Raw genomic sequence first — 19,878 nt, 5'->3', positions numbered from 1 at the left:
AGGGCCCGGCCACGTGGGCCTCAGCCCAGGGCTTTTTCGATGGCGTGGACCACCGTGGGATCGTCCGGCGCGGTGCGCGGCGAGAAACGCGCCAGCACGCGGCCGTCCTTGCCCACCAGGAACTTCTCGAAGTTCCAGGTGATGTCACCGGGGAACTCCGCACCCTCGCCCGCCAGCAGCTGGTAGAGGCGGTGGCGGCCATGGCCGTTCACCTCCAGCTTGGCGCTCAGGGGGAACGTCACCCCGTAGTTGAGGCTGCAGAACTGCTGGATCTCCTGCTCGCTGCCCGGTTCCTGCCCGGCAAACTGGTTGCACGGCAGGCCCAGCACACTGAAGCCCTTGTCCTTGAAGGTCTGGTACAGGTTCTCCAGGGCGGCGTATTGCGGCGTCAGGCCACATTTGGACGCCACGTTGACCACTAGCACCACCTTGCCCTTGAAGGGCGCCAGGGGCAGTTCCTGGCCGTCGAGCGCCTGCAGTTTAAGGTCGTGGAAAATACTCATGACTAACTCCCCTATTCCATATCCCTGTGGCGCAAAGGCGCTGTGCGAAACACTAGCAGACAAAAAAGGCGCCCGTCCAAGCCCGATGAGCACTCTTGCGAGATTTCATCAGGCCCGAACGGACGCCTTTTGGCTATCCGGGCTTACGCGCGCGGATTAATGGTGGTGACCACCTTCGCCGTGCACGTGACCGTGGGCGATTTCTTCCTGGCTGGCGTCACGGATGGCGACGATCTTGACCTGGAAGTTCAGGCGCTGGCCGGCCAGCGGGTGGTTGCCGTCGACGGTGACGTCGTCGCCGTCCAGGTCACGGATGGTGACGATTTGCATCTGGCCGTCCGGCGCGGAAGCGTGGAACTGCATGCCCACTTCCAGTTCGTCGACGCCTTCGAACATGCTGCGGCTCAGGGTGCTGACCAGTTCGGCCGAGTACTCGCCGTAGGCTTCTTCAGGTTCGATGGCAACGGTCAGTTCTTCACCGACGTCCTTGCCTTCCAAGGCCTTTTCCAGGCCTGGAATGATGTTACCTGCGCCTTGCAGGTACACCAGCGGCGCGCCGCCGGCGGAGCTGTCGATGACCTCACCAGCGTCGTTGGTCAGGGTATAGTCGATGGAGACAGCCTTGTTGGCAGCGATCGGCATGGGGCGACACCTTTTTGCATAAGAATGTAGAACGAACAAGTGTAACCAAGGCGTCGCCCGAAAGCGAACGCAACCCGGACCAACGGAACCGATGAGCGCCATCACACTCGTAGATTTCATCCGCGACGAACACGGCGACTGGGTCGCCGTGCTCTCCTGCGGCCACACCCAGCACCTGCGCCACCAGCCGCCCTGGCAGTCGCGCCCGTGGGTGCTGGACCCGCAACAACGCGCACAACAAATAGGCAAAAGCTTTCGCTGCGGCTGGTGTGCACGGCTGGAGGATAACGATACCCTTGGCAACTGATTTCGCGATCGGCCAGCCATAGGCCGACGCCCGCGCAGTGCTCATTCGGGAAGCTCGCATGCAGACATTTTTTATCGCGCCAACTGATTTCGGCGTCGGCCTCACTTCCATCAGCCTGGGCCTGGTGCGCACCCTGGAGCGTGCCGGCCTGACCGTCGGTTTCTTCAAGCCCATCGCCCAGCCGCACCCCGGCGACACCGGCCCGGAACGTTCCACCGAACTGATGGCGCGCACCCACGGCCTCAACCCGCCCAAGCCCCTGGGCCTGGCCCACGTCGAGCGCATGCTGGGCGACGGCCAGCTGGACGAACTGCTGGAGGAAATCATCACCCTGTACCAGCAGGCGTCGGTGGGCAAGGACGTGCTGATTGTCGAGGGCATGGTGCCCACCCGCCACGCCAGCTACGCGGCGCGGGTCAACCAGCACCTGGCCAAGAGCATGGACGCCGACGTGATCCTGGTGTCCGCCGCCAGCGAGACCGAAGTGCTGGCCGAGCTGTCCGGCCGGGTGGAGTTGCAGGCGCAATTGTTCGGCGGCCCGCGCGACCCGAAGGTGCTGGGGGTGATCCTCAATAAGGTGCGCACCGACGAGAGCCTGGAAGCCTTCGCAGCGCGCCTCAAGGAACACTCGCCGCTGCTGCGTGGCGGCGACTTCCGCCTGCTGGGCTGCATTCCCTACCAGGCCGACCTCAACGCCCCCCGCACCCGCGACGTGGCCGAGTTGCTGGGCGCCCAGGTGATCAACGCCGGCGACTATGAAACCCGGCGCATGTCGAAAATCATCATCTGCGCGCGCACCGTGCTCAACACCCTGCAGCTGCTCAAGCCCGGCGTGCTGGTGGTGACCCCCGGCGACCGCGACGACATCATCCTGGCGGTGAGCCTGGCCGCGCTCAACGGCGTGCCCCTGGCCGGCCTGCTGCTGACCAGCGACACCCTGCCCGACCCACGCCTGATGGAGCTGTGCCGCGGTGCGCTGCAGGCCGGGCTACCGGTGCTGTCGGTGAGCACCGGCTCCTACGACACCGCCACCCAGCTCAACCAGCTGAACAAGGAAATACCCATCGATGACCGCGAGCGCGCGGAGATCATCACCGACTTCGTCGCCAGCCACCTCGACGCCCACTGGCTGCACCAGCGCTGCGGCACCCCGCGCGAGCTGCGGCTGTCGCCGGCGGTGTTCCGCTACCAGCTGATCCAGCGCGCCCAGCACGCCAACAAGCGCATCGTCTTGCCCGAAGGCGCCGAGCCGCTGATGGTGCAGGCTGCGGCTATCTGCCAGGCCCGCGGCATCGCCCGTTGCGTGCTGCTGGCCAAGCCTGCGGACGTGCACGCGGTGGCCAGCGCCCAGGGCATCGTGCTGCCCGAGGGCCTGGAGATCCTCGACCCGGAAGTGGTGCGCGAGCGCTACGTGGAACCCATGGTGGCGCTGCGCAAGAGCAAGAGCCTGAACGCGCCCATGGCCGAGCAGCAGCTGGAAGACAACGTGGTGATCGGCACCATGATGCTCGCCCTCGACGAGGTCGACGGCCTGGTGTCTGGCCTGGTGCACTCCACCGCCAACACTATTCGCCCAGCCCTGCAACTGATCAAGACCGCGCCGGGCTGCAGCCTGGTGTCGTCGGTGTTCTTCATGCTGTTCCCCGACCAGGTGCTGGTGTACGGCGACTGCGTGATGAACCCGCACCCCAGCGCCGGCGAGCTGGCGGAAATCGCCCGGCAGAGCGCCGACTCGGCCGAGGCCTTCGGCATTCCCGCGCGCGTGGCGATGATCAGCTATTCCAGTGGCGACTCGGCCAGCGGCGACGACGTCGAGAAGGTGCGCGAAGCCACCCTGCTGGCCCGCGAGGCCCAGCGCGACCTGCTGATCGACGGCCCGCTGCAGTACGACGCCGCCGCCAACGAGACCATCGCCCGCCAACTGGCCCCCAACAGCGAGGTAGCCGGGCGCGCCACGGTGTTCGTGTTCCCCGACCTGAACACCGGCAACACCACCCACAAGGCGGTGCAGCGCAGCGCCGACTGCGTCAGCCTGGGCCCCATGCTGCAAGGCCTGCGCAAGCCGGTCAACGACCTGCCGCGCGGCGCCCAGGTCGACGACATCGTCTACACCATCGCCCTCACCGCCATTCAGGCTCACCGCCGCGTGGCTAACCAGGAAACCCCATGAAACAGATTCCGGCGCCAGTGCGAGGCGTGATCGCCTCGCTGTTGTTGGCGTGCAACACCGTGCTGTGCTGCACCCCGTTGTTCATCGTCAGCCTGTTCAAGCTGTGCCTGCCCTTCCCGGCGGCGCAGCGCGTGACCGACGTGCTGATGCGTCACATCCATGAAGCCTGGATCACCCTGAACAAGGGCTGGATGAAACTGCTGTGCCGCACCCGCTGGCAGGTCAGTGGCCTGCAGGGCCTGGACTACCAGCACTCGTACCTGATCACCAGCAACCACCAGAGCTGGGTCGACATCCTGGCGCTGCAGTACGTGCTCAACCGGCGCATCCGGCCGCTGAAGTTCTTCCTCAAGCAGGAACTGATCTGGGTGCCCGTGATAGGCCTGGCCTGGTGGGCCCTGGGCTTCCCGTTCATGAAACGCTACTCCAAGGCCTACCTGGCCAAGCACCCGGAGAAGCAGGGCAAGGACCTGGAAACCACGCGCCGCACCTGCGCCCGGTTCGCCGGCAAGCCCACGGCCATCTTCAACTTCGCCGAGGGCACGCGCTTCACCCCGGCCAAGCACGCCCAGCAGCAGTCGCCGTTCAGGCACCTGCTCAAGCCCAAGGCCGGTGGCATCGCCTTCGTGCTGGATGCCATGGGCGAGCAACTGGAGTCCATCGTCAACGTCACCATCGACTACCCCGGCGGCCGCCCAGGGTTCTGGGACCTGCTGTGCGGGCGGGTGCGCAACGTGACGGTGCAGCTGGAAGAGATCGCCATCCCGGCGCAGTTCATCGGCCGCAGCTACGACCAGGACGTGCAGTACCGGGCGCAGTTCCAGCAGTGGGTGAACGAGCTGTGGGTGGCGAAGGATGAAGCGCTGGACAAGATGAAACACTGACAGGTGGGAGCTGGCTTGCCAGCGAGTTTTTCGATGGGCCCAAAAGCTCGCTGGCAAGCCAGCTCCCACAAAAAAATCCCGCCGTGAGGCGGGATTTTTGTTTACTGCTGCTGGTACTGCGCACCCGGCAGCGGCTTGAGGTTGACCTCTACCCGGCGGTTCTGCGCACGGCCGTTGGCATCGGCGTTGCTGGCAATAGGCTGGTCGGGACCGGCACCGCGCACCGACACGTGGGACGGGTCCACGCCCTGGGAGGTCAGGTAGGTGGCCACGCTCTGGGCACGGGCCTGGGACAGGTCCATGTTGTGCTGGCGGCTGCCGGTGCTGTCGGTGTAGCCGACGATCTCGATCAGGTTCTGGTTGTACTGCTTGAACGAACCGGCCAGGTTGTTCAGCGGCGAGTAGAAGCTTGGCGCGATCGACGACGAGTCGGTGGCGAAGGTGATGTTACCCGGCATGATCAGCTTGATCTGGTCACCTTCACGCTGTACCTGCACGCCAGTGTTGGCCATGGAGGCACGCAGGGCTTTCTCCTGCTTGTCGGCGTAGTAGCCATAACCGGCGCCGCCGGCACCGCCCAGTGCCGCGCCGATCAGCGCGCCCTTGCCGCGGTTGTTGTGGTCGATGGCAGCACCTGCCACCGCGCCGGCCAGGGCGCCCAGGCCGCCGTAGGTGGCGGTCTTGTTCACGCCAGAACCCTGGCTCTGGTTGTCATACGGGTTGTTTTGCGAGGCACAGCCGGCCAGCAGGGCAACGGCGGTGGCAGCAATAATCAGGCGACGCGACATTTCAGGAAACTCCTGTACTTGCAGTGGTAAAACAGCGGCTGTTGACGAGCAGACTGCTGCGCCAATTAGACACCTTAAATGGTCAGAATTCCGTGAAGTAACATTCAGACACGAACAAAGGGATTCTCGCGCATTTCGTCCCCCAGGCGCGTGTCCGGGCCGTGTCCGGTGACCACCGTGGCGTCTTCGTCCAGGCGGTACAAACGCTCCTTGATGGAACGAACGATAGTCCGTTGATCGCCGCCCCACAAATCCGTGCGGCCGATGCCACGGCGGAACAGCGTGTCCCCGGCGATCAGCAGCTTGGCGTCGGCGAACCAGAAACTCATCGACCCTGGCGTGTGCCCAGGCGTATGCAGCGCCACACCGCAGCCGCAGGCCAGCTCTTCGTCATCGCCCAGCCAGCGGTCTGGCGGCGGCACTGGCGTGTAGGGCACACCGAACATCTGGCATTGCATCTCCAGGTTGTCCCACAGGAACTGGTCGTCCTTGTGCAGGTGCAGCGTGGCCCCGGTCTTCTCCTTCAACTGGCCCGAGGCCAGGAAGTGGTCCAGGTGAGCATGGGTGTGGATGATGCTCACCACTTTCAGGCCATGGGCGTCCAGGCGCGCCATGATCAGGTCGGGGTTGCCGCCCGGGTCGACGACGATGGCCTTCTTGCTGATGGGATCGCCGATGATGGTGCAATTACACTGCAGGGGGCCGACCGGGAAGGTTTCGCGGATCAAGGTAGGGTGGGTAGCGTTCATGGTTCTTTCTGCTGCCGTTCGATGCCTCCATTCTACCCCGTACACCCCCACCCGTAGCAGCTGCCGAAGGCTGCGTCATAAGCCAAACGAAGTACGCGGCGCTCGTGACGCGGCCTGGCGGCCGCTGCTACGGGCTGCGTCAGTAACGCCGGCGCACACGCCTGCCGTTGGCCGCCGGGGCATTGATATACAACGCCGTGGCCCCCGAGCGCGGCTGATTGCCTTGCACTATCGCCGGCGGGGTCCAGTGGGCCGAAAGGTGGATGTACTGGAGCCGCAACCATTCCTCCTCCACCCGCGACAGGGAAAAATAGCCGCGCAGGAAACCCTGGCACAGCGGTTCAAGCTTCGCCGGCAGCGCACTCGCCACTGGCGCCAGCGGCACCCCGCGGACAACCGCCCATTCGCGCATGACGCGCAAGTAGACCTCTGACAACTCCCCCCGCACCTCGCGGTCCAGCTGCACGCCGGCATACACCCGCTGTTGCGCAGGCTGCTGACGGTCGAGCACCGGCGTCGGTGCCGGTGCGAGTACCTTGAGGCAGTCCGCTGGCCAGCCCCGGCTCAACCATTCCGCCCTGATTCGCTGGGCCTCGCGATAGATCGAGGTCACCTCGACCGCCGTCCCCGCCGCCACCGTCAGCGCCTGCATGCGCCCCACCAACAGCTGCTCCCGCTCCAACGCGAAATAGCCGCCGCCGACGTCGGCATGCGCCCCCGGCACTTCGATTTCCACATGCCCGGCACACACCTGGGCCAAGGGGAAATGCGCCCGGTGTTCGTCGCGCGCCACCAGGTGCACCACATTGGCAAAGCGTGCCGGGTCCAGGTGCAGTTGCAGGTTCACGGGGCCCGCTACTGCCGCCACGGTGTCGAACAAGCCGATGAAGCCAACGCTGACGCCCGGCACCTGCAGCAGCAGGTTGGCGCAATGACGCGCAGCCGCGGCACCGCGGCTGAAGCCGAACAGATCGACGAGTACCGGCTTGCCGTTTAGCTGCCGAATGGCATCCAGCCCTTGCTCGGCCCGTGCCAGCACGCCTGAACGCCCGCGCCCCAGGGCGCTGTCCAGCAGGCTGTCAGGCCGGCCGGCCTGGGTGCCGATGCCCGGGATATACAACGCTTTTACCTCCGGGCCGCTATACAGCTGGCTGAGCTTGAAGATGTTGGTGGGGGCCGTGGCATGGCTGCCGCTGCGGTTGGCCGGGGGGGTGTCAGCGCAAGGCGCATTGGCCGCGTTGTTGCCGGTGCCGTCGAAGAACAGCCCGACGCGGGTGACCTGCGCGAATGGGGAGGAAGAAGGTTCCATACATATCCTTTTGCGTGGCAAAAGACTGAATGTATGGAGGTGGCAGGAAGCCGGCTGCCAGCCGGTTCAGCACAGCGTGTAGGAGACCCGTAGCCGCTGCCAGCGGCAGCGGCTACGGGGCAGCCGTTACAGCGTGGACAGCAGGCTGCTGTTGCTGGCTTGCCACTCGGCGATGTCGAGGCGGATTTTCTTCTTGTCCAGCTTGCCGACGCTGGTCTTGGGAATTTCCGGCACCACGGCGATCTGGCTGGGGATGGCCCACTTGTTGATGTGGCCCAGCTCGACGAACGGCTGCAGGTGGTCCTTGAGGGCGCGGGCATCGGCGCTTTGGCCTTCGCGCACCACCAACAGCGCGAACGGCCGCTCGCCCCACTGGGCGTCGGCGATGCCGACCACGGCCACTTCCTTGACCGCCGGGTGACGGCTGATCAGGTCTTCCAGCTCCAGCGACGACACCCACTCGCCGCCGGTCTTGATCACGTCCTTGATGCGGTCGCGAATGTCGATGGCGCCGTTGCCGTCCAGGGTGGCCACGTCACCGGTGTGCAGCCAGCCGCCCTTCCACAGCTCGGCGCCCTTCTCGGGCTCGCGGTAGTAGCCCATGGTCAGCCAGGGTGCGCGCAGCACCAGCTCGCCCTGGGTCTCGCCGTCGTGGGGAAGGAAGTTGCCGTCGGCGTCGATGATCGCCGGTTCCACCAGCGGCACCGGCACGCCGGCCTTGATGCGGTAGGTGGTGCGCTCGTCTTCAAGGCCCGCCAGCAGCTCTTCGTTGATGTGCGCGGCGGAAATCAGCGGGCAGGTCTCGGACATGCCGTAGGCTGCGGTCAGCTGGATGCCGCGGCCTTTTGCGGCCTCGTACAGCGCGCGGTTCAGCGAGCTGCCGCCGATGATGATCTTCCAGCCGCCGAAGTCCTGGCCCTGGCCGGTCTTGCAGTTGAGCAGCATCTGCAGGATGGTCGGCACGCAGTGGGAGAACGAGACCTTCTCGCGCTTCCACAGCTCCACCAGCATTTCCGGCTCGTAGCGGCCCGGGTAGACCTGCTTGATGCCCAGCATGGTGGCCACGTAGGGCACGCCCCAGGCATGCACGTGGAACATTGGCGTGATGGGCATGTAGACATCGTTGGTGCCCATGAAGCGGGTGCTGTCGAGGCTGCCGGTGACGGTGGCCAGGCTCAGGGTGTGCAGCACCAGCTGGCGGTGGGTGAAGTACACGCCCTTGGGGTTGCCGGTGGTGCCGGTGGTGTAGAAGGTGGTGGCCACCGAATTCTCGTCGAAATCGGGGAAGTCGTATTTCGGACTGGCCGCGGCCAGCAGTTGCTCATACTCGCCCACCAGGTTGGGCAACTCGGCGGTCTTCTGCGCGCCGTCGGTCAGCAGCAGGGTCTTCTCGACGGTGGTCAGGTGCGGCGCAATGGCCTGGTACAGGCCGACGAAGTCGCTGTTGACCAGCACCAGCTTGTCCACCGCATGGTTCATGGTGAACAGGATCTGCTCGGGGGAAAGCCGCACGTTGACGGTGTGCACCACCGCGCCAATCATCGGAATGGCGAACATGGCCTCCAGGTAGCGATGGCTGTCCCAGTCCATCACTGCCACGGTGTCGCCCGCCTTCACCCCCGCCTCGGTCAGCACGTTGGCCAGGCGCGCGATGCGCTCGGAGAGCGTTGCATAGCTGTAGCGCAACTGATCCCGGTAGACAATCTCGCGGGTTTTCTCGTAACGGCTGCCCGACATCAGCAGCCGCTTGATCAACAGAGGGTATTGGTAAGCACCATCGGCCGGCGGAATAACGCGAGTCTGCATCATGAGGATCCCTATTCTGAGTGCAAATGCATGGCAAATACTTTCACACTTTAGACCCTGCGGGGCACAGCATAATCATTGGAAATTATTTCCGATGATGGCATCCAGCCTGCCATGCCCCCGGGGGCTTCAGTGCATTTCAGTCAGAGCAATTTTCACGCCCAGGGCGATCAATACCGCACCCATGCCACGGTCGAACCAGTGGCCCAGGCGGGCGAAGCCGTCGCGCACGCGCTGCTGGCTGAACAACATGGCCACCAGGCAGAACCAGGCCGCGGTGGCGAATGCCAGATATACACCATAGCCTGCCTGCACCAGCAAGGGGGTGTGGGGATTGATGACCACGGTGAACAGCGACAGGAAGAACAGCGTGGCCTTGGGGTTCAGGCCGTTGGTCATGAAACCTGCGACGTAGGCAGCCTTGGGGCTGCGCTGCTGCGGCTCGGCCTTGAAGGCCTCGGCGCCTGGTGCTGCAGGCTTGGCGCGAATGGCCTTGAAGCCGATGTACAGCAGGTAGGCGGCGGCCAGCCATTTCAGGGCGTTGAACAGCACGATGGACTGCGACACGATCAGGCCGATGCCCAGCAGCGAATAGCCCACGTGGAGGAAAATCGCCGAGCCCACGCCCAGGGCCGTCCAGGTGCCGGCGCGCCGGCCGTGGGTCACGCTCTCCCGCACCACCACGGCAAAATCGGGGCCGGGGCTGGCGACGGCCAGCAGGTGAATCAGCGCAACGGTGAGAAATTCCGTCCAGTACATCAGGGGCCTCCAAGGGCTTTTGTCATAGGCAGTTACAAAACCCCGAAGATAACAAAAAACCCTTGTAGCCGCTGCCGCCAGGCTGCGCTGGCCTTTATGTACACTGGAAATCTGCAGTGAGGCACAAGGCCAGCGCAGCCTGCGGCAGCGGCTACGCAGGGCGGGGCGGCGTGTTTTTCAGAGGAACCAGCGGTACTCGCGCGCAGCTATCTCGTCGAGGAACGCCAGGTGGTCCTGGCGCTTGTTTTCGCAATAAACCATGACAAATTCACTACCCAGCCCCTCGCGCACCGCCGCATGGCCCTGCATGTGGCGCACGGCGTCGAGCATGTCCTTGGGAAAATCGATGCCGCTCTGGCGATTTTCATTGAGCGGGGCGATGGGTTCCAGGCCCGCCTCCAGGCCGTGCTCCATGCCGGTGAGGATAGCCGCCAGCACCAGGTACGGGTTGGCGTCGGCCCCGGCCAGGCGGTGTTCGATGCGCAGGTTGCGGGGGTCGGACTCGGGGATGCGGATGCACGCGTCGCGGTCCTCGAAGCCCCAGCTGGCGCGGCTGGCGGCGTTGACCATGGCGCCGTAGCGGCGGAAGGCGTTGTGGTTGGCCGCGAAGATCGGCATGCAATGGGGCAGCAGCGCCAGGCAACCGGCCACCGCGTGGCGCAGCGGCCGCTGGTCATCGGCGGCCAGCAGGTTGTTGCCGGCGGCGTCGTAGAGGCTGACGTGCACGTGCATGCCGCTGCCGGGCGCGTGCAGGTAGGGTTTGCTCATGAAACTGGCGCGGTGCCCATGCTTGAGCGCCACGCCGCGGGTGCTGCGGGCGAACAGCGCGGCCCAATCGGCGGCGCGCAGCCCGTCGTCGCAGTGGGCGAAGTTGATCTCGAACTGGCCCGGGCCCAGCTCGGCGGTGATGACGTTGGCCTCCACCCCTTGCTGGTTGGCGGTCTCGACCATGTCATGGAGCACCGCTGCGTAGCGCGACAGGCGCTCGATGTGCATGTTGGGCTGGTCGTCCTCATCGCCGGTGCTGGCGTCGCGGGGGAATTGCGGCAGGCCGTCCTTCAGCGCGCGGTCGAACAGGTAGAACTCCAGCTCGAAGGCCACCACCGGGCGAATGCCCTTGCGCGCCAGGCGCTGCATCACCTGCGCCAGCACCTCGCGCGGTTCGAACTCGATAGGCGCGGCGGTGCCATCCGAGCTGATCAGCATCTGCCCCAGGGGCTGGCCTTCCCAGCTCACCGGCTTGAGGGTGCCGGGAATCAGCCGGCGCGGCGCGTCCGGGTCGCCGTCGTTGAAGCAGTAATCGCCAATGGCATGCAGCCCGCCCTGGGCGCCCAGCAGCACGCAGTTCTGCGGCAGCTTGAGGGGGCCACCGGCCGCGACCTTTTCCAGCATTTCCACCGGGTAACGCTTGCCGTAGAAGTGCCCGGGGATGTCCAGGGCAATCAGGTCGACGTAACGCACCTGCGGATGGCTGGCGCGGAAGGCGCGCACTTCACTGAGCAGGTCGGGGGTGGCGGGGCTCATCGTTTTTTATCCTTGTTATCGATCAGTTGAACACCCACAACACGCGGGTGGCTTGGTCGGTACAGTTGGCGTAGCGAAACTGGGCGTGGGGCGGCAGCTGGAAGCTGTCGTTGGCGTGCAGGGTCACCGGCTCGGCGTCGCCGTCCAGCCATACGGTCAGCTCGCCTTCGAGCACGAACCCACCCTGCTCGGAACTGTCGTTGAGGTGCCCGTCACCGCTGGTGGCGCCCGGCGCCAGGTGGCTTTCAAGCATGGAAAAGCCGCCGGCGATGGTCGGCGAGGCCAGCACGTCGGTGATGCCCCCGGCGTAGTACAGGGTGCGGCGGTCACTGGGGCGGGTAACCCACTGGCGCGCGCGCGGGCGCTCCGGCGCGTAGAAATAGGTAGTGGGCACGCCCAGCGCCTCGCTGATGGCGGTGAGATCGGCCACCGTCGGGCGCGACAGCCCGCGCTCCACTTGGGACAGAAAGCCCACCGAGCGGTCGATGCGCTTGGCCAGCTCGCCCAGGGTGAGGTTCTTGTGCTTGCGGAGGTCGCGAATCAGGATCGCGAGGCTGTCGATTTCTGCCTGCATGTTCATGGGAGATGCCCGTCAAATTACGTCACGAAGCCGGTACCAGGCCTTGCCGGCGGCTTCCAGGGGGGCGGCCAGCCAGCGGCCACCGGGAAAGCGCGGATTGTCGAGCGCCTGGTACAGGCGCAGCAACCGCGCGTCGCCGCCGATGGCGTCGGTTACCGCCTTCGCTGCCGCCAGGGTGGGCAGCACGCCGTGGCCGGAGAAGCCCTGCAGCCAGTAGCACTGGCCATCGCGGCCGACGTCGGGGGTGCGTTTCATGCTGATGTCGATATGGCCGCCCCAGGCGTAGTCCAGCGCCACGCCCTTGAGCTGCGGGAACGCGCGCTCCAGGTACGGCCGGGTGGCCGTGGCGACGTCCTTGGGAATGCCGCCCAGATAGGTGCAGCCGCCGCCGAACAGCAGGCGGTGGTCCGGGGTCAGGCGGAAATAGTCCGGCACGAACTGGTTGTCGATCACGCAGCTGTTGCGCGGCAGCAGCGACTGCGCCAACGCCGGGGCCAGCGGTTCGGTGGCCACCTGGTACGAGCCTACCGGCAGCACGCGGCTGGAAATGCTGCGGTCCAGGCCGTCCAGATAGGCGTTGCAGGCCAGCACCAGCACGTCGCAGCTGACTTCACCGTGCTCGGTGCGGGCGACGAACCCCTCGCCGTGACGGCGGTAACCCAGCACCTGGCTCTGTTCGAACAGGCGGCCGCCGGCCTGCTCGATGGCGGCGGCCAGGCCCTGGGCCAGTTTCAACGGGTTGAGGTGGGCGCCGCGCGGGTCGAGCAGCGCGGCCTTGTAACGTGGGCTGTCGATCCACTGGGGCAGCTCGTCGCGGTCGATGAAGCGCACCTGGTCGTCGCCCCACTTCTCGCGCGCCTCGCGCTGGGCGTCGCGCAGCTGCTGCACGCGGCTGTCGCGCACCGCCGCCCACAGGCTGCCCAGGCGGTAGTCGACGTCGAAACCATGGCGGCCGGGCAGCTCGCGCAATTCCTGGCTGGCCCAGACCATGCTGTCCCACAGCTCGCGCGCCCCGGCCAGGCCCAGCCCGCGCTCAAGCGGGGCCATGTCGCACGACCAGCCCAGCAGCGCCTGGCCGCCGTTGCGCCCGGACGCCGCCCACGCCAGGCGGCTGGCCTCCAGCACCACCACCCGCTGGCCACTCAGGGCCAGGCGCAGTGCCGTGTGCAGGCCACTGAAGCCGCCGCCGATGATCAACACATCGGCCTCAAGTGTGCCTTCCAGGCGCGGGCGCAAGGGCAGCCCCTGGGGGTAGGTCTGGGCGTAATAGCTTTGCACGTGCTGCGCGGATTGTTTGAACATGGACCGGCCCGTGAATTTTTATTGGATAATTTTCATGAAAATCTAGCACTGAATTTTCACAAAGCAAATCCACCGGAAAATTCGTGTAGGATTTTTCCCGCGTGAAACCTACCTCACATGGAGTCCGACCGATGACCGATCTGCGCCGCGCCGTGTTTCTCGACTACAGCTCGCTGGACCTGGGCGACCTCGACCTAACCCCCCTGCACCAGGCCTTCAACCCGCTGGACCTGCACGGTTCCACCCGCCCCGCAGAAGTCATCGAACGCTGCCGCGACGCCCAGGTGATCATCACCAACAAGGTGGTGGTGGACGCCGAAACCATCGCCGCCTGCCCCGACCTGCAACTGATCCTGATCACCGCCACCGGCACCAACAACGTCGACCTGGCCGCCGCCCGCGCCCGCGGCATCGCCGTGTGCAACTGCCAGGGCTACGGCACGCCGTCGGTGGCCCAGCACACGCTGATGCTGTTGCTGGCCCTGGCCACCCGCCTGCCGGACTACCAGAAGGCTATCGCCGCCGGCCAATGGCAGCGCTCCAGCCAGTTCTGCCTGCTGGACTTCCCCATCGTCGAGCTGGAAGGCAAGACCCTGGGCCTGCTGGGCCACGGCGAGCTGGGCAGCGCGGTGGCGCGCCTGGCCGAGGCGTTCGGCATGCGCGTGCTGCTGGGGCAACTGCCCGGCCGGCCGCCGCGCGAAGACCGCCTGGCGCTGGCCGAGCTGCTGCCGCAGGTCGACGCGCTGACCCTGCACTGCCCCCTCAACGAGCACACCCGCAACATGATCGGCGCCGCCGAGCTGGCGCTGCTCAAGCCCGGCGCGTTCGTGGTCAACACCGCCCGTGGCGGCATGATCGACGAACAGGCGCTGGCCGATGCCCTGCGCGCCGGCCACCTGGGCGGCGCCGCCACCGACGTGCTCAGCGTGGAGCCGCCGGTGCACGGCAACCCGCTGCTGGCCGACGATATCCCGCGGCTGATCGTGACCCCGCACAGCGCCTGGGGCAGCCGCGAGGCGCGGCAGCGCATTGTCAGCCAGGTGGTGGAAAACGCCACGGCGCATTTCAGCGGCACGCCGTTGCGCCAGGTCAACTGACCCCGGGCGGCTCTGGTAGAATCGTCGGTTTTTGACCAGGAGCCCCCACCATGGACCCGCGCAGTGAAGTGCTGCTTCGCCAGGCCGACTTGTTCCAGGGCCGCCTGCTGCTGGCAGGCCTGCCCGCCGACGACCTGCTCGGCACGCTGCCCGACGCCCACGGCTGGTGCTGGCACGCCGGCGACCACAATGCCCTGAACGCCCGCTTCGGTGCCCGCAGCCACTTCGGCACCGAGGCGCCGGCCGGCGATTTCGACGCCGCCGTGCTGTTCCTGCCCAAGTCCCGGGAGCTGGCCAACTACCTGCTCAACGCCCTGGCCTCGCGCCTGGGCGGCAAGCCGCTGTTCCTGGTAGGGGAAAAACGCGGTGGCATCGAAGGCGCGGCCAAGCAGTTGCAGGCGCTGGGCAAGCCACGCAAGCTGGACAGCGCCCGCCACTGCCAGCTGTGGCAGGTCAACATCGACACGGCGCCCGCCGCCATCGAGCTGCACAGCCTGGCCCAGCGCTACGAACTGCCCCTGGCCGACGGCCCGCTGACGGTCATCACCCTGCCCGGCGTGTTCAGCCACGGCCGCCTCGACCGCGGCACCGCGCTGCTGCTGGAGCACCTGGACGGCCTGCCGCGCGGTCACGTGCTGGACTTCGGCTGCGGCGCCGGCGTGGTGGGTGCCAGCCTCAAGCGTCGCTACCCCGACAGCCAGCTGACCCTGCTGGACGTGGACGCCTTCGCTGCGGCCAGTAGCCGCATGACCCTGGCGGCAAACGGCCTGGAAGGCGAGGTGATCACCGGCGACGGCATCGACGCGGCGCCCCTGTACCTGGACGCGATCGTCAGCAACCCGCCGTTCCACACCGGGGTGCACACCAACTACCAGGCCTCGGAAAACCTGCTGCGAAAATCGGCACTACATCTGAAAAAAGGCGGCGAACTGCGCATTGTTGCGAACAGCTTCCTGCGCTACCAGCCGCTCATCGAAGAGCACCTGGGCAGCTGCCACGTGCGCGCCGAAGGCCAGGGTTTCAAGATTTACCAGGCAACACGCTGATTAAATTCTTCGCTTGCCCAAATGAAATTCCCTAGGCAGAATCCGCTCCGTCCTAGGGGAGTAGTCTCCCGCAAGCAAACAGCTTGCATGGCATGCGTCAACATACTTGGTCCACAGACCATGGCGCATGCGACCTCACAGCCTGCATCAGACAGGCTCAGGGTTTGACAAGACCTATGACACGCACACCTTACCCGGGGCGGGGAGGCTGTACGTGTCATAGCCGTGTCGACCCGCCCCCATAGGAAATCCTGATGCTGGAATCACTTCTTGTCCCTACCGCGATCGTTGCCCTGGCGGAGATCGGCGACAAGACCCAATTGCTCGCCTTGATCCTGGCTGCGCGCTTCCGCAAGCCATGGCCGATCATCGCCGGTATCGTCGCCGCCACCCTCGCCAACCATGCCGCCGCCGGCGCCGTGGGGGCCTGGTTCGGCAGTTTCTTCTCCGATGCCACGTTGCACTGGATCCTGGCCGCCAGCTTCACCGCCACCGCGCTGTGGACCCTGGTGCCCGACAAGATGGACGACGACGAGGCCAGCACCGCACGCAAGTTCGGGCCGTTCCTGACCACCCTGATCGCGTTCTTCCTGGCGGAAATCGGTGACAAGACCCAGGTCGCCACCGTGATGCTGGCGGCACAATACCCGCACCTGCTGCTGGTGATCCTGGGTACCACCCTGGGCATGCTGCTGGCCAACGTGCCGGTGGTGCTGGCGGGCAACTTCGCCGCAGAGAAACTGCCGCTCACCCTGATTCGTCGCCTGGCGGCCTGTGCGTTCTTCGTGCTGGCGGTGGTGGCGGTGTACAAGGCCATGCAGGTCAGCGGCTGGGTGGGCTGACGATTCGGGTTGCCTGGTGACGTCGCCTTCGGCAGCTGCTACGGGTGGGGGGGGCGTCATTTACGCCGGGGTCAAGCACTCCGGCGCATTGAGCTTCGGATCATTCACCAGGTTGGCCAGCGGCCGCTCGCGCAAGGCGACGGGGTTGCTGGCCAGCAATGACTGCAGCGCCGGCAACGGCGTTGCGGGGTCCAGCCACGCTGCCTGCCCCGCGGCATCGAGAATCAACGGCCGGCGCTGGCTCATGGCCGCCTGGGTCACCACCGCGGTGCTCAGCCACACCTGCTCCTGCACCGGATACGCCTCCCATACCGCCGCGAAAAACAGCGAACTGCCCTCCCCTGGCGTCAGCCAGAACGGCCGCTTGCGCACCGTGCCACGCCATTCGTAGAAGCCGTTGGCCGGCAGCAGGCAGCGACGCAGGCGCAGCGCATCACGAAACATTGGCTGTTCGGCCAGGGTTTCGGCGCGGCCCTGGGCCGGGGTGCGCGACAGGTCGGTGAGCCACGGCGGGGTCAGCCCCCAGCGGGCGCGGTCCAATTGCAGGCGGCCGTCGAGGTTGCGCTGCATCAGCACCGAATCACCGGGGGAAATGTTCCATTGCGCCTGCTGGTCGGCAGGAAAGCCGGGCAAGGCGGCAAAGGCCGGCGACCAGCGAAACAGCGCATAACGTCCACACATGGGGCAACAAGACTCTTCAGATGACGGGCGCGCGGCTCAACACACCAACACGCCCTGGAAACTATCCGGTTCTTCGCCCGGCAGCGGCAAGGCGGCATTGTACGCGGCGATGAGCTGGCGTGCGTGCTCGGCCTGGTCATTGGCCACGGTCAGGCCCAGCAGGCCGATGGCCGGCAGGTCGCCGATGCCGCCTACCAGGTCGCGCCCCACCAGGTGCGCGGCCACGCCCTCGCTGTCGAGCATGCCCAACAGCATTTCCGCTTCCAGCAGGCTTTCCGGGTCATAGATACGTTGCATCAATCGTTCTCGCCTTTGACGTCGAGCATCCACTCATCATCGTGCACTTGCAGTATGAAGCGGATGGGTTTGCAACACACGGAACAATCTTCCACGTATTCCTGATCGCCGCCAGACAAGTCCAGCAGCACCGGAATCGTTTCACCACAGTAGGGGCACTCGATGTCTTCGCTTTCCTGGAACAGCATGACCGTCTCCCGGTAGTGACTTGTGCGTATAATCGCCGGTCTATTTGAAGGGCTATTGATATGCCCTTACTTCATTACCCTAGCCGTTTCCAACAAGAGAGCATGATGGGCGAATTCGATGCCATCCGACCGTACGACGACGCCGAGGTCCCTGCCGTTCTGGCACGCCTGCTCAGCGACCCGGCGTTCCTCGATATCCTCACCCACTTCCGCTTCCCGCGCCTGGCCGGTGCATTCGGCTGGCTGCTCAAACCTCTTATAGCTCATCGGCTGCGCCGCGAGTTCGCCGGCATCGAAAGTGTCGCGACCTTGCAGGATAAAGTCGAAGTCTACGTGGATCACACCATCGATCGTGCCACTGACGGTGTGACCTACACCGGCGTCGAGCAGTTCAAGTCCGGCAGTGCCTACCTGTTCCTGGCCAACCACCGCGACATCGTCATGGACCCGGCCTTCGTCAACTACGCCGTGTACCACGCCGGACTGCCCACGCCGCGCATCGCCATTGGCGACAACCTGCTGCAGAAGCCCTTCGTCAGCGACCTGATGCGCCTGAACAAGAGCTTCATCGTGCACCGCTCCATCAGCGGCCGCCGCGAGAAGCTGGCGGCCTACCAGCTGCTGTCGGCGTACATCAACCACTCGATCCGCACCGACTGCCAGTCCATCTGGATCGCCCAGGCCGAGGGCCGCGCCAAGGACGGTGACGACCGCACCGATTCGGCGATCCTGAAGATGTTCCACATGAGCCGCAAGGACGAAGCCTTCGGCGAGGTGATCCAGTCGCTGAACCTGACCCCGGTGTCGATCAGCTACGAGTACGACCCCTGCGACCTGGCCAAGGCCCGCGAGCTGTACACCCGCGCCACCACCGGCACCTACAAGAAGGCGCCGGGCGAGGACGACATCAGCATCGCCCAAGGCATCACCGGCTACAAAGGCCGCGTGCACATCAACTTCGCCCCGCCCATCAGCCAGGCGTTCGAGGACACCAAGCTGCTGGCCGCCGAGATTGACCGGCAGATCCTCGCTGGCTACCGCCTGTTCCCGGTGCATTACCTGGCCTACGCGCAATGGGCCGACGCCGACCCGAGCCTGGCCGTACCTGCGGCCAGCGACGTGTTCGGCGCCGAAGAGCTGGACAAGGCCCGCGCCGAATGGGCCCGCCGCCTGGAAGCCTGCCCGGCCGAGCAGCGCCCCTACCTGGTGCTGCAATACGCCACCCCGGTGCGCAACCAGTACCGCGTAAAAGCCGGCCTGCCGCTGTAACCCCCGTAGCAGCGGCCGCAGGCCGCGTCCCCGCCATTACGCCGATCGCGTGTGGCGCCCGGACGCAGCCTGGCGGCAGCTGCTACGAGGGGTATCGTTGACCTGCGTCACACCGCCGTCATCAGAACCCGTCACTCTGTGCACCCTCACCCACGACACGGAGCTGGTCATGTTGCATGCACAGAATCAGGATCGTCTGTATCTGGTTACCCAGAGTGAAGAGCAGGAAGCTCTGATCAACGGTTTATCGTTCAACGTTCACGACCGCCACTGGCTCGTCTATTGCGCCCTGGCCGGCTGCCCCCACGACGACTGCCCGGAGCTGGACGCCGACACCGGCATCAGCTTCCTGGAGCTGTACGCCGAAGCCGCCTGAACCCCGGCCATGAAAAAGCCCGCGCCCCTGTGAAGGAGCGCGGGCTTTTTCGTGACGACGCCTGGATCAGTTGCCCAGGGTGCGGCCGATGCTCGGGTCCTTGAACAGGCGGGTCAGGGCGTCGCTGAGCACGTCGCTGACCAGCTTGGTGTTGGTGTCCACGTTCGGCGCCATGCCGAAACGCTGGTTCAGCGAGGCACCGTAGGCGCCAGCATAGTGGCGGCCGTTGTTGTTGACGTCAGCACGGAAGTTGGCGCCGATGGTGGCCTCGGTCACGTACATGCCTTCTTTCGGCGACTGGTAGGTGAGGCTGGCCAGGGTCACGGTCAGCACCGGCGCGCTGCCGTTGTTGGCCGACGGGGTGTAGCCCAGCAGGCGCACGGCGGCTTCAGCCTGGGCTTGCAGCTTGGGGATCACGTCGTTGGCGTTGACGGTCACCGCGCTGGTTTCCGGGTACAGGCCACCACGGGTGCCCAGGGTTGGCGAAGGACGACCATCCACCACGCGTACCACCACCGGCTGGCCCTGGCCAACGGGCGCCAGCTGCGCGTTCAGCACGGGTTGCGGGCTGAGTTGCTGCGGACTGTTGGCACAACCGGCCAGCGTCAGGGTGGTCACAGCGATCAAACCGAACAACAGGCGTTGCAGCATGCTCATCTCTCCAGGAATAGGCATTGATAGGGTGCCAGTATAACGGTGCGGGCCTGTCAGGAACCAGCATTCAACCTACCCGCGCAAATGTAGGAAAAGTCATGTAGC

General features: G+C 65.7%; 21 protein-coding genes, 1 pseudogene and 1 riboswitch. Of the genes and pseudogenes, 8 read left to right on the top strand and 14 right to left on the bottom strand.

All coding sequences use genetic code 11. The features are described from left to right. Window positions 1-20 precede the first annotated feature (20 nt). Together AC0J42_RS05045 and AC0J42_RS05040 are read right to left on the bottom strand one after the other, a co-directional pair. Complete coding sequence (locus AC0J42_RS05045) at window positions 21-503, bottom strand: glutathione peroxidase (protein WP_416422554.1); 483 nt, start codon at window positions 501-503, stop codon at window positions 21-23. Between the two features lie 156 nt (window positions 504-659). Further along, entirely contained in the window at window positions 660-1,145 is a 486-nt protein-coding gene (locus tag AC0J42_RS05040; protein ID WP_268145453.1) for an FKBP-type peptidyl-prolyl cis-trans isomerase, read from the bottom strand. Between the two features lie 14 nt (window positions 1,146-1,159). On the opposite strand from AC0J42_RS05040, the pseudogene AC0J42_RS05035 reads away from it, so the two are divergent. The 3 genes and pseudogenes from AC0J42_RS05035 (at window position 1,160) to AC0J42_RS05025 (ending at window position 4,506) form a co-directional block, all read left to right on the top strand. Then, a pseudogene (locus tag AC0J42_RS05035) lies at window positions 1,160-1,452 on the top strand (DUF3565 domain-containing protein). A gap of 58 nt (window positions 1,453-1,510) precedes the next feature. Beyond that, window positions 1,511-3,622, top strand: a complete 2,112-nt coding sequence (gene pta / locus AC0J42_RS05030; RefSeq protein WP_416422553.1) for a phosphate acetyltransferase — start codon at window positions 1,511-1,513, stop codon at window positions 3,620-3,622. Continuing rightward, window positions 3,619-4,506 (top strand): acyltransferase, encoded by an 888-nt coding sequence (locus AC0J42_RS05025; RefSeq protein WP_473005417.1) that lies wholly within the window; start codon window positions 3,619-3,621, stop codon window positions 4,504-4,506. Before pta ends, AC0J42_RS05025 begins: the two co-directional genes overlap by 4 nt. A 101-nt stretch (window positions 4,507-4,607) precedes the next feature. On the opposite strand, the gene AC0J42_RS05020 is transcribed toward AC0J42_RS05025, so the two are convergent. The 8 genes from AC0J42_RS05020 to AC0J42_RS04985 form a co-directional block, all read right to left on the bottom strand. Further along, entirely contained in the window at window positions 4,608-5,294 is a 687-nt protein-coding gene (locus tag AC0J42_RS05020) for a YiaD family glycine zipper/OmpA-like lipoprotein (RefSeq protein ID WP_416422551.1), read from the bottom strand. 104 nt (window positions 5,295-5,398) lie between these two features. Then, window positions 5,399-6,043 carry an MBL fold metallo-hydrolase gene (locus AC0J42_RS05015; protein WP_416422550.1) on the bottom strand — a complete coding sequence of 215 codons (645 nt, stop codon included), beginning with the start codon at window positions 6,041-6,043 and terminating at the stop codon, window positions 5,399-5,401. A gap of 139 nt (window positions 6,044-6,182) precedes the next feature. Next, complete coding sequence (locus tag AC0J42_RS05010; protein WP_473005416.1) at window positions 6,183-7,352, bottom strand: phospholipase effector Tle1 domain-containing protein; 1,170 nt, start codon at window positions 7,350-7,352, stop codon at window positions 6,183-6,185. 126 nt (window positions 7,353-7,478) lie between these two features. Continuing rightward, complete coding sequence (locus AC0J42_RS05005) at window positions 7,479-9,161, bottom strand: fatty acid--CoA ligase (protein ID WP_473005415.1); 1,683 nt, start codon at window positions 9,159-9,161, stop codon at window positions 7,479-7,481. 126 nt (window positions 9,162-9,287) lie between these two features. After that, a complete protein-coding gene (locus AC0J42_RS05000; protein WP_416422547.1) occupies window positions 9,288-9,917 on the bottom strand; it encodes a LysE family translocator in 630 nt (209 codons plus the stop codon). A 177-nt stretch (window positions 9,918-10,094) separates the two neighbouring features. Continuing rightward, window positions 10,095-11,441, bottom strand: a complete 1,347-nt coding sequence (locus AC0J42_RS04995; RefSeq protein WP_473005414.1) for a glutamine synthetase family protein — start codon at window positions 11,439-11,441, stop codon at window positions 10,095-10,097. Window positions 11,442-11,463: 22 nt separating this feature from the next. Beyond that, window positions 11,464-12,021 carry a helix-turn-helix domain-containing protein gene (locus AC0J42_RS04990; RefSeq protein WP_473005413.1) on the bottom strand — a complete coding sequence of 186 codons (558 nt, stop codon included), beginning with the start codon at window positions 12,019-12,021 and terminating at the stop codon, window positions 11,464-11,466. Window positions 12,022-12,033: 12 nt separating this feature from the next. Next, a complete protein-coding gene (locus AC0J42_RS04985; protein ID WP_416422544.1) occupies window positions 12,034-13,323 on the bottom strand; it encodes an NAD(P)/FAD-dependent oxidoreductase in 1,290 nt (429 codons plus the stop codon). A 131-nt stretch (window positions 13,324-13,454) separates the two neighbouring features. Between AC0J42_RS04985 and AC0J42_RS04980 the strand changes: the two genes are divergently transcribed. The 3 genes from AC0J42_RS04980 to AC0J42_RS04970 all read left to right on the top strand — a co-directional run bounded on the left by AC0J42_RS04980 (window position 13,455) and on the right by AC0J42_RS04970 (window position 16,308). Continuing rightward, window positions 13,455-14,420 carry a 2-hydroxyacid dehydrogenase gene (locus tag AC0J42_RS04980; protein WP_416422543.1) on the top strand — a complete coding sequence of 322 codons (966 nt, stop codon included), beginning with the start codon at window positions 13,455-13,457 and terminating at the stop codon, window positions 14,418-14,420. Between the two features lie 50 nt (window positions 14,421-14,470). Then, window positions 14,471-15,466 carry a methyltransferase gene (locus AC0J42_RS04975; protein WP_473005412.1) on the top strand — a complete coding sequence of 332 codons (996 nt, stop codon included), beginning with the start codon at window positions 14,471-14,473 and terminating at the stop codon, window positions 15,464-15,466. A gap of 42 nt (window positions 15,467-15,508) precedes the next feature. Beyond that, a riboswitch (yybP-ykoY riboswitch) is annotated at window positions 15,509-15,631 on the top strand. An 89-nt stretch (window positions 15,632-15,720) separates the two neighbouring features. Then, window positions 15,721-16,308, top strand: coding sequence for a TMEM165/GDT1 family protein (locus AC0J42_RS04970; RefSeq protein ID WP_027979127.1), 588 nt, complete (start codon window positions 15,721-15,723; stop codon window positions 16,306-16,308). 60 nt (window positions 16,309-16,368) lie between these two features. Here AC0J42_RS04970 and AC0J42_RS04965 read toward each other — a convergent pair whose 3' ends face one another. From AC0J42_RS04965 to AC0J42_RS04955, 3 genes are read right to left on the bottom strand one after another with little or no spacing between them, the layout of a single operon-like run. Continuing rightward, entirely contained in the window at window positions 16,369-16,989 is a 621-nt protein-coding gene (locus tag AC0J42_RS04965) for an SOS response-associated peptidase (RefSeq protein ID WP_416422541.1), read from the bottom strand. A gap of 36 nt (window positions 16,990-17,025) precedes the next feature. After that, a complete protein-coding gene (locus AC0J42_RS04960) occupies window positions 17,026-17,286 on the bottom strand; it encodes a putative signal transducing protein (protein ID WP_416422540.1) in 261 nt (86 codons plus the stop codon). Beyond that, entirely contained in the window at window positions 17,286-17,474 is a 189-nt protein-coding gene (locus tag AC0J42_RS04955) for a CPXCG motif-containing cysteine-rich protein (protein WP_008371118.1), read from the bottom strand. Before AC0J42_RS04955 ends, AC0J42_RS04960 begins: the two co-directional genes overlap by 1 nt. 102 nt (window positions 17,475-17,576) lie before the next feature. On the opposite strand from AC0J42_RS04955, the gene AC0J42_RS04950 reads away from it, so the two are divergent. Both AC0J42_RS04950 and AC0J42_RS04945 read left to right on the top strand, forming a co-directional pair. Beyond that, window positions 17,577-18,743, top strand: coding sequence for a 1-acyl-sn-glycerol-3-phosphate acyltransferase (locus AC0J42_RS04950; RefSeq protein WP_416422539.1), 1,167 nt, complete (start codon window positions 17,577-17,579; stop codon window positions 18,741-18,743). Window positions 18,744-18,912: 169 nt separating this feature from the next. Further along, window positions 18,913-19,119, top strand: coding sequence for a hypothetical protein (locus tag AC0J42_RS04945; protein ID WP_416422538.1), 207 nt, complete (start codon window positions 18,913-18,915; stop codon window positions 19,117-19,119). Between the two features lie 66 nt (window positions 19,120-19,185). On the opposite strand, the gene AC0J42_RS04940 is transcribed toward AC0J42_RS04945, so the two are convergent. Beyond that, the gene (locus AC0J42_RS04940; protein WP_416422537.1) at window positions 19,186-19,770 is read right to left on the bottom strand and encodes a YajG family lipoprotein; all 585 of its coding nucleotides are present in this window, start codon (window positions 19,768-19,770) and stop codon (window positions 19,186-19,188) included. Window positions 19,771-19,878 lie beyond the last annotated feature (108 nt).

It is taken from the genome of Pseudomonas sp. Tav-5-1A (genome assembly GCF_055755055.1).
Note: the sequence above shows the minus strand (reverse complement) of the source record. Positions and strands in the feature narration are given on the sequence as shown.

Excerpts from the sequence above, each read along its gene's own strand:
- AC0J42_RS04980 (WP_416422543.1), top strand. The coding sequence starts at position 13,455 with ATGACCGATCTGCGCCGCGCCGTGTTTCTCGACTACAGCTCGCTGGAC.
- AC0J42_RS04985 (WP_416422544.1), bottom strand. The coding sequence starts at position 13,323 with ATGTTCAAACAATCCGCGCAGCACGTGCAAAGCTATTACGCCCAGACC.
- AC0J42_RS04950 (WP_416422539.1), top strand. The coding sequence starts at position 17,577 with ATGATGGGCGAATTCGATGCCATCCGACCGTACGACGACGCCGAGGTC.
- AC0J42_RS05025 (WP_473005417.1), top strand. The coding sequence starts at position 3,619 with ATGAAACAGATTCCGGCGCCAGTGCGAGGCGTGATCGCCTCGCTGTTG.
- AC0J42_RS04955 (WP_008371118.1), bottom strand. The coding sequence starts at position 17,474 with ATGCTGTTCCAGGAAAGCGAAGACATCGAGTGCCCCTACTGTGGTGAA.
- AC0J42_RS05015 (WP_416422550.1), bottom strand. The coding sequence starts at position 6,043 with ATGAACGCTACCCACCCTACCTTGATCCGCGAAACCTTCCCGGTCGGC.
- AC0J42_RS04995 (WP_473005414.1), bottom strand. The coding sequence starts at position 11,441 with ATGAGCCCCGCCACCCCCGACCTGCTCAGTGAAGTGCGCGCCTTCCGC.
- AC0J42_RS04945 (WP_416422538.1), top strand. The coding sequence starts at position 18,913 with ATGTTGCATGCACAGAATCAGGATCGTCTGTATCTGGTTACCCAGAGT.
- AC0J42_RS04940 (WP_416422537.1), bottom strand. The coding sequence starts at position 19,770 with ATGCTGCAACGCCTGTTGTTCGGTTTGATCGCTGTGACCACCCTGACG.
- AC0J42_RS04975 (WP_473005412.1), top strand. The coding sequence starts at position 14,471 with ATGGACCCGCGCAGTGAAGTGCTGCTTCGCCAGGCCGACTTGTTCCAG.
- AC0J42_RS05010 (WP_473005416.1), bottom strand. The coding sequence starts at position 7,352 with ATGGAACCTTCTTCCTCCCCATTCGCGCAGGTCACCCGCGTCGGGCTG.
- AC0J42_RS05040 (WP_268145453.1), bottom strand. The coding sequence starts at position 1,145 with ATGCCGATCGCTGCCAACAAGGCTGTCTCCATCGACTATACCCTGACC.
- AC0J42_RS05005 (WP_473005415.1), bottom strand. The coding sequence starts at position 9,161 with ATGATGCAGACTCGCGTTATTCCGCCGGCCGATGGTGCTTACCAATAC.
- AC0J42_RS04990 (WP_473005413.1), bottom strand. The coding sequence starts at position 12,021 with ATGAACATGCAGGCAGAAATCGACAGCCTCGCGATCCTGATTCGCGAC.
- AC0J42_RS04965 (WP_416422541.1), bottom strand. The coding sequence starts at position 16,989 with ATGTGTGGACGTTATGCGCTGTTTCGCTGGTCGCCGGCCTTTGCCGCC.
- AC0J42_RS04960 (WP_416422540.1), bottom strand. The coding sequence starts at position 17,286 with ATGCAACGTATCTATGACCCGGAAAGCCTGCTGGAAGCGGAAATGCTG.
- pta (WP_416422553.1), top strand. The coding sequence starts at position 1,511 with ATGCAGACATTTTTTATCGCGCCAACTGATTTCGGCGTCGGCCTCACT.
- AC0J42_RS05045 (WP_416422554.1), bottom strand. The coding sequence starts at position 503 with ATGAGTATTTTCCACGACCTTAAACTGCAGGCGCTCGACGGCCAGGAA.
- AC0J42_RS05000 (WP_416422547.1), bottom strand. The coding sequence starts at position 9,917 with ATGTACTGGACGGAATTTCTCACCGTTGCGCTGATTCACCTGCTGGCC.
- AC0J42_RS04970 (WP_027979127.1), top strand. The coding sequence starts at position 15,721 with ATGCTGGAATCACTTCTTGTCCCTACCGCGATCGTTGCCCTGGCGGAG.
- AC0J42_RS05020 (WP_416422551.1), bottom strand. The coding sequence starts at position 5,294 with ATGTCGCGTCGCCTGATTATTGCTGCCACCGCCGTTGCCCTGCTGGCC.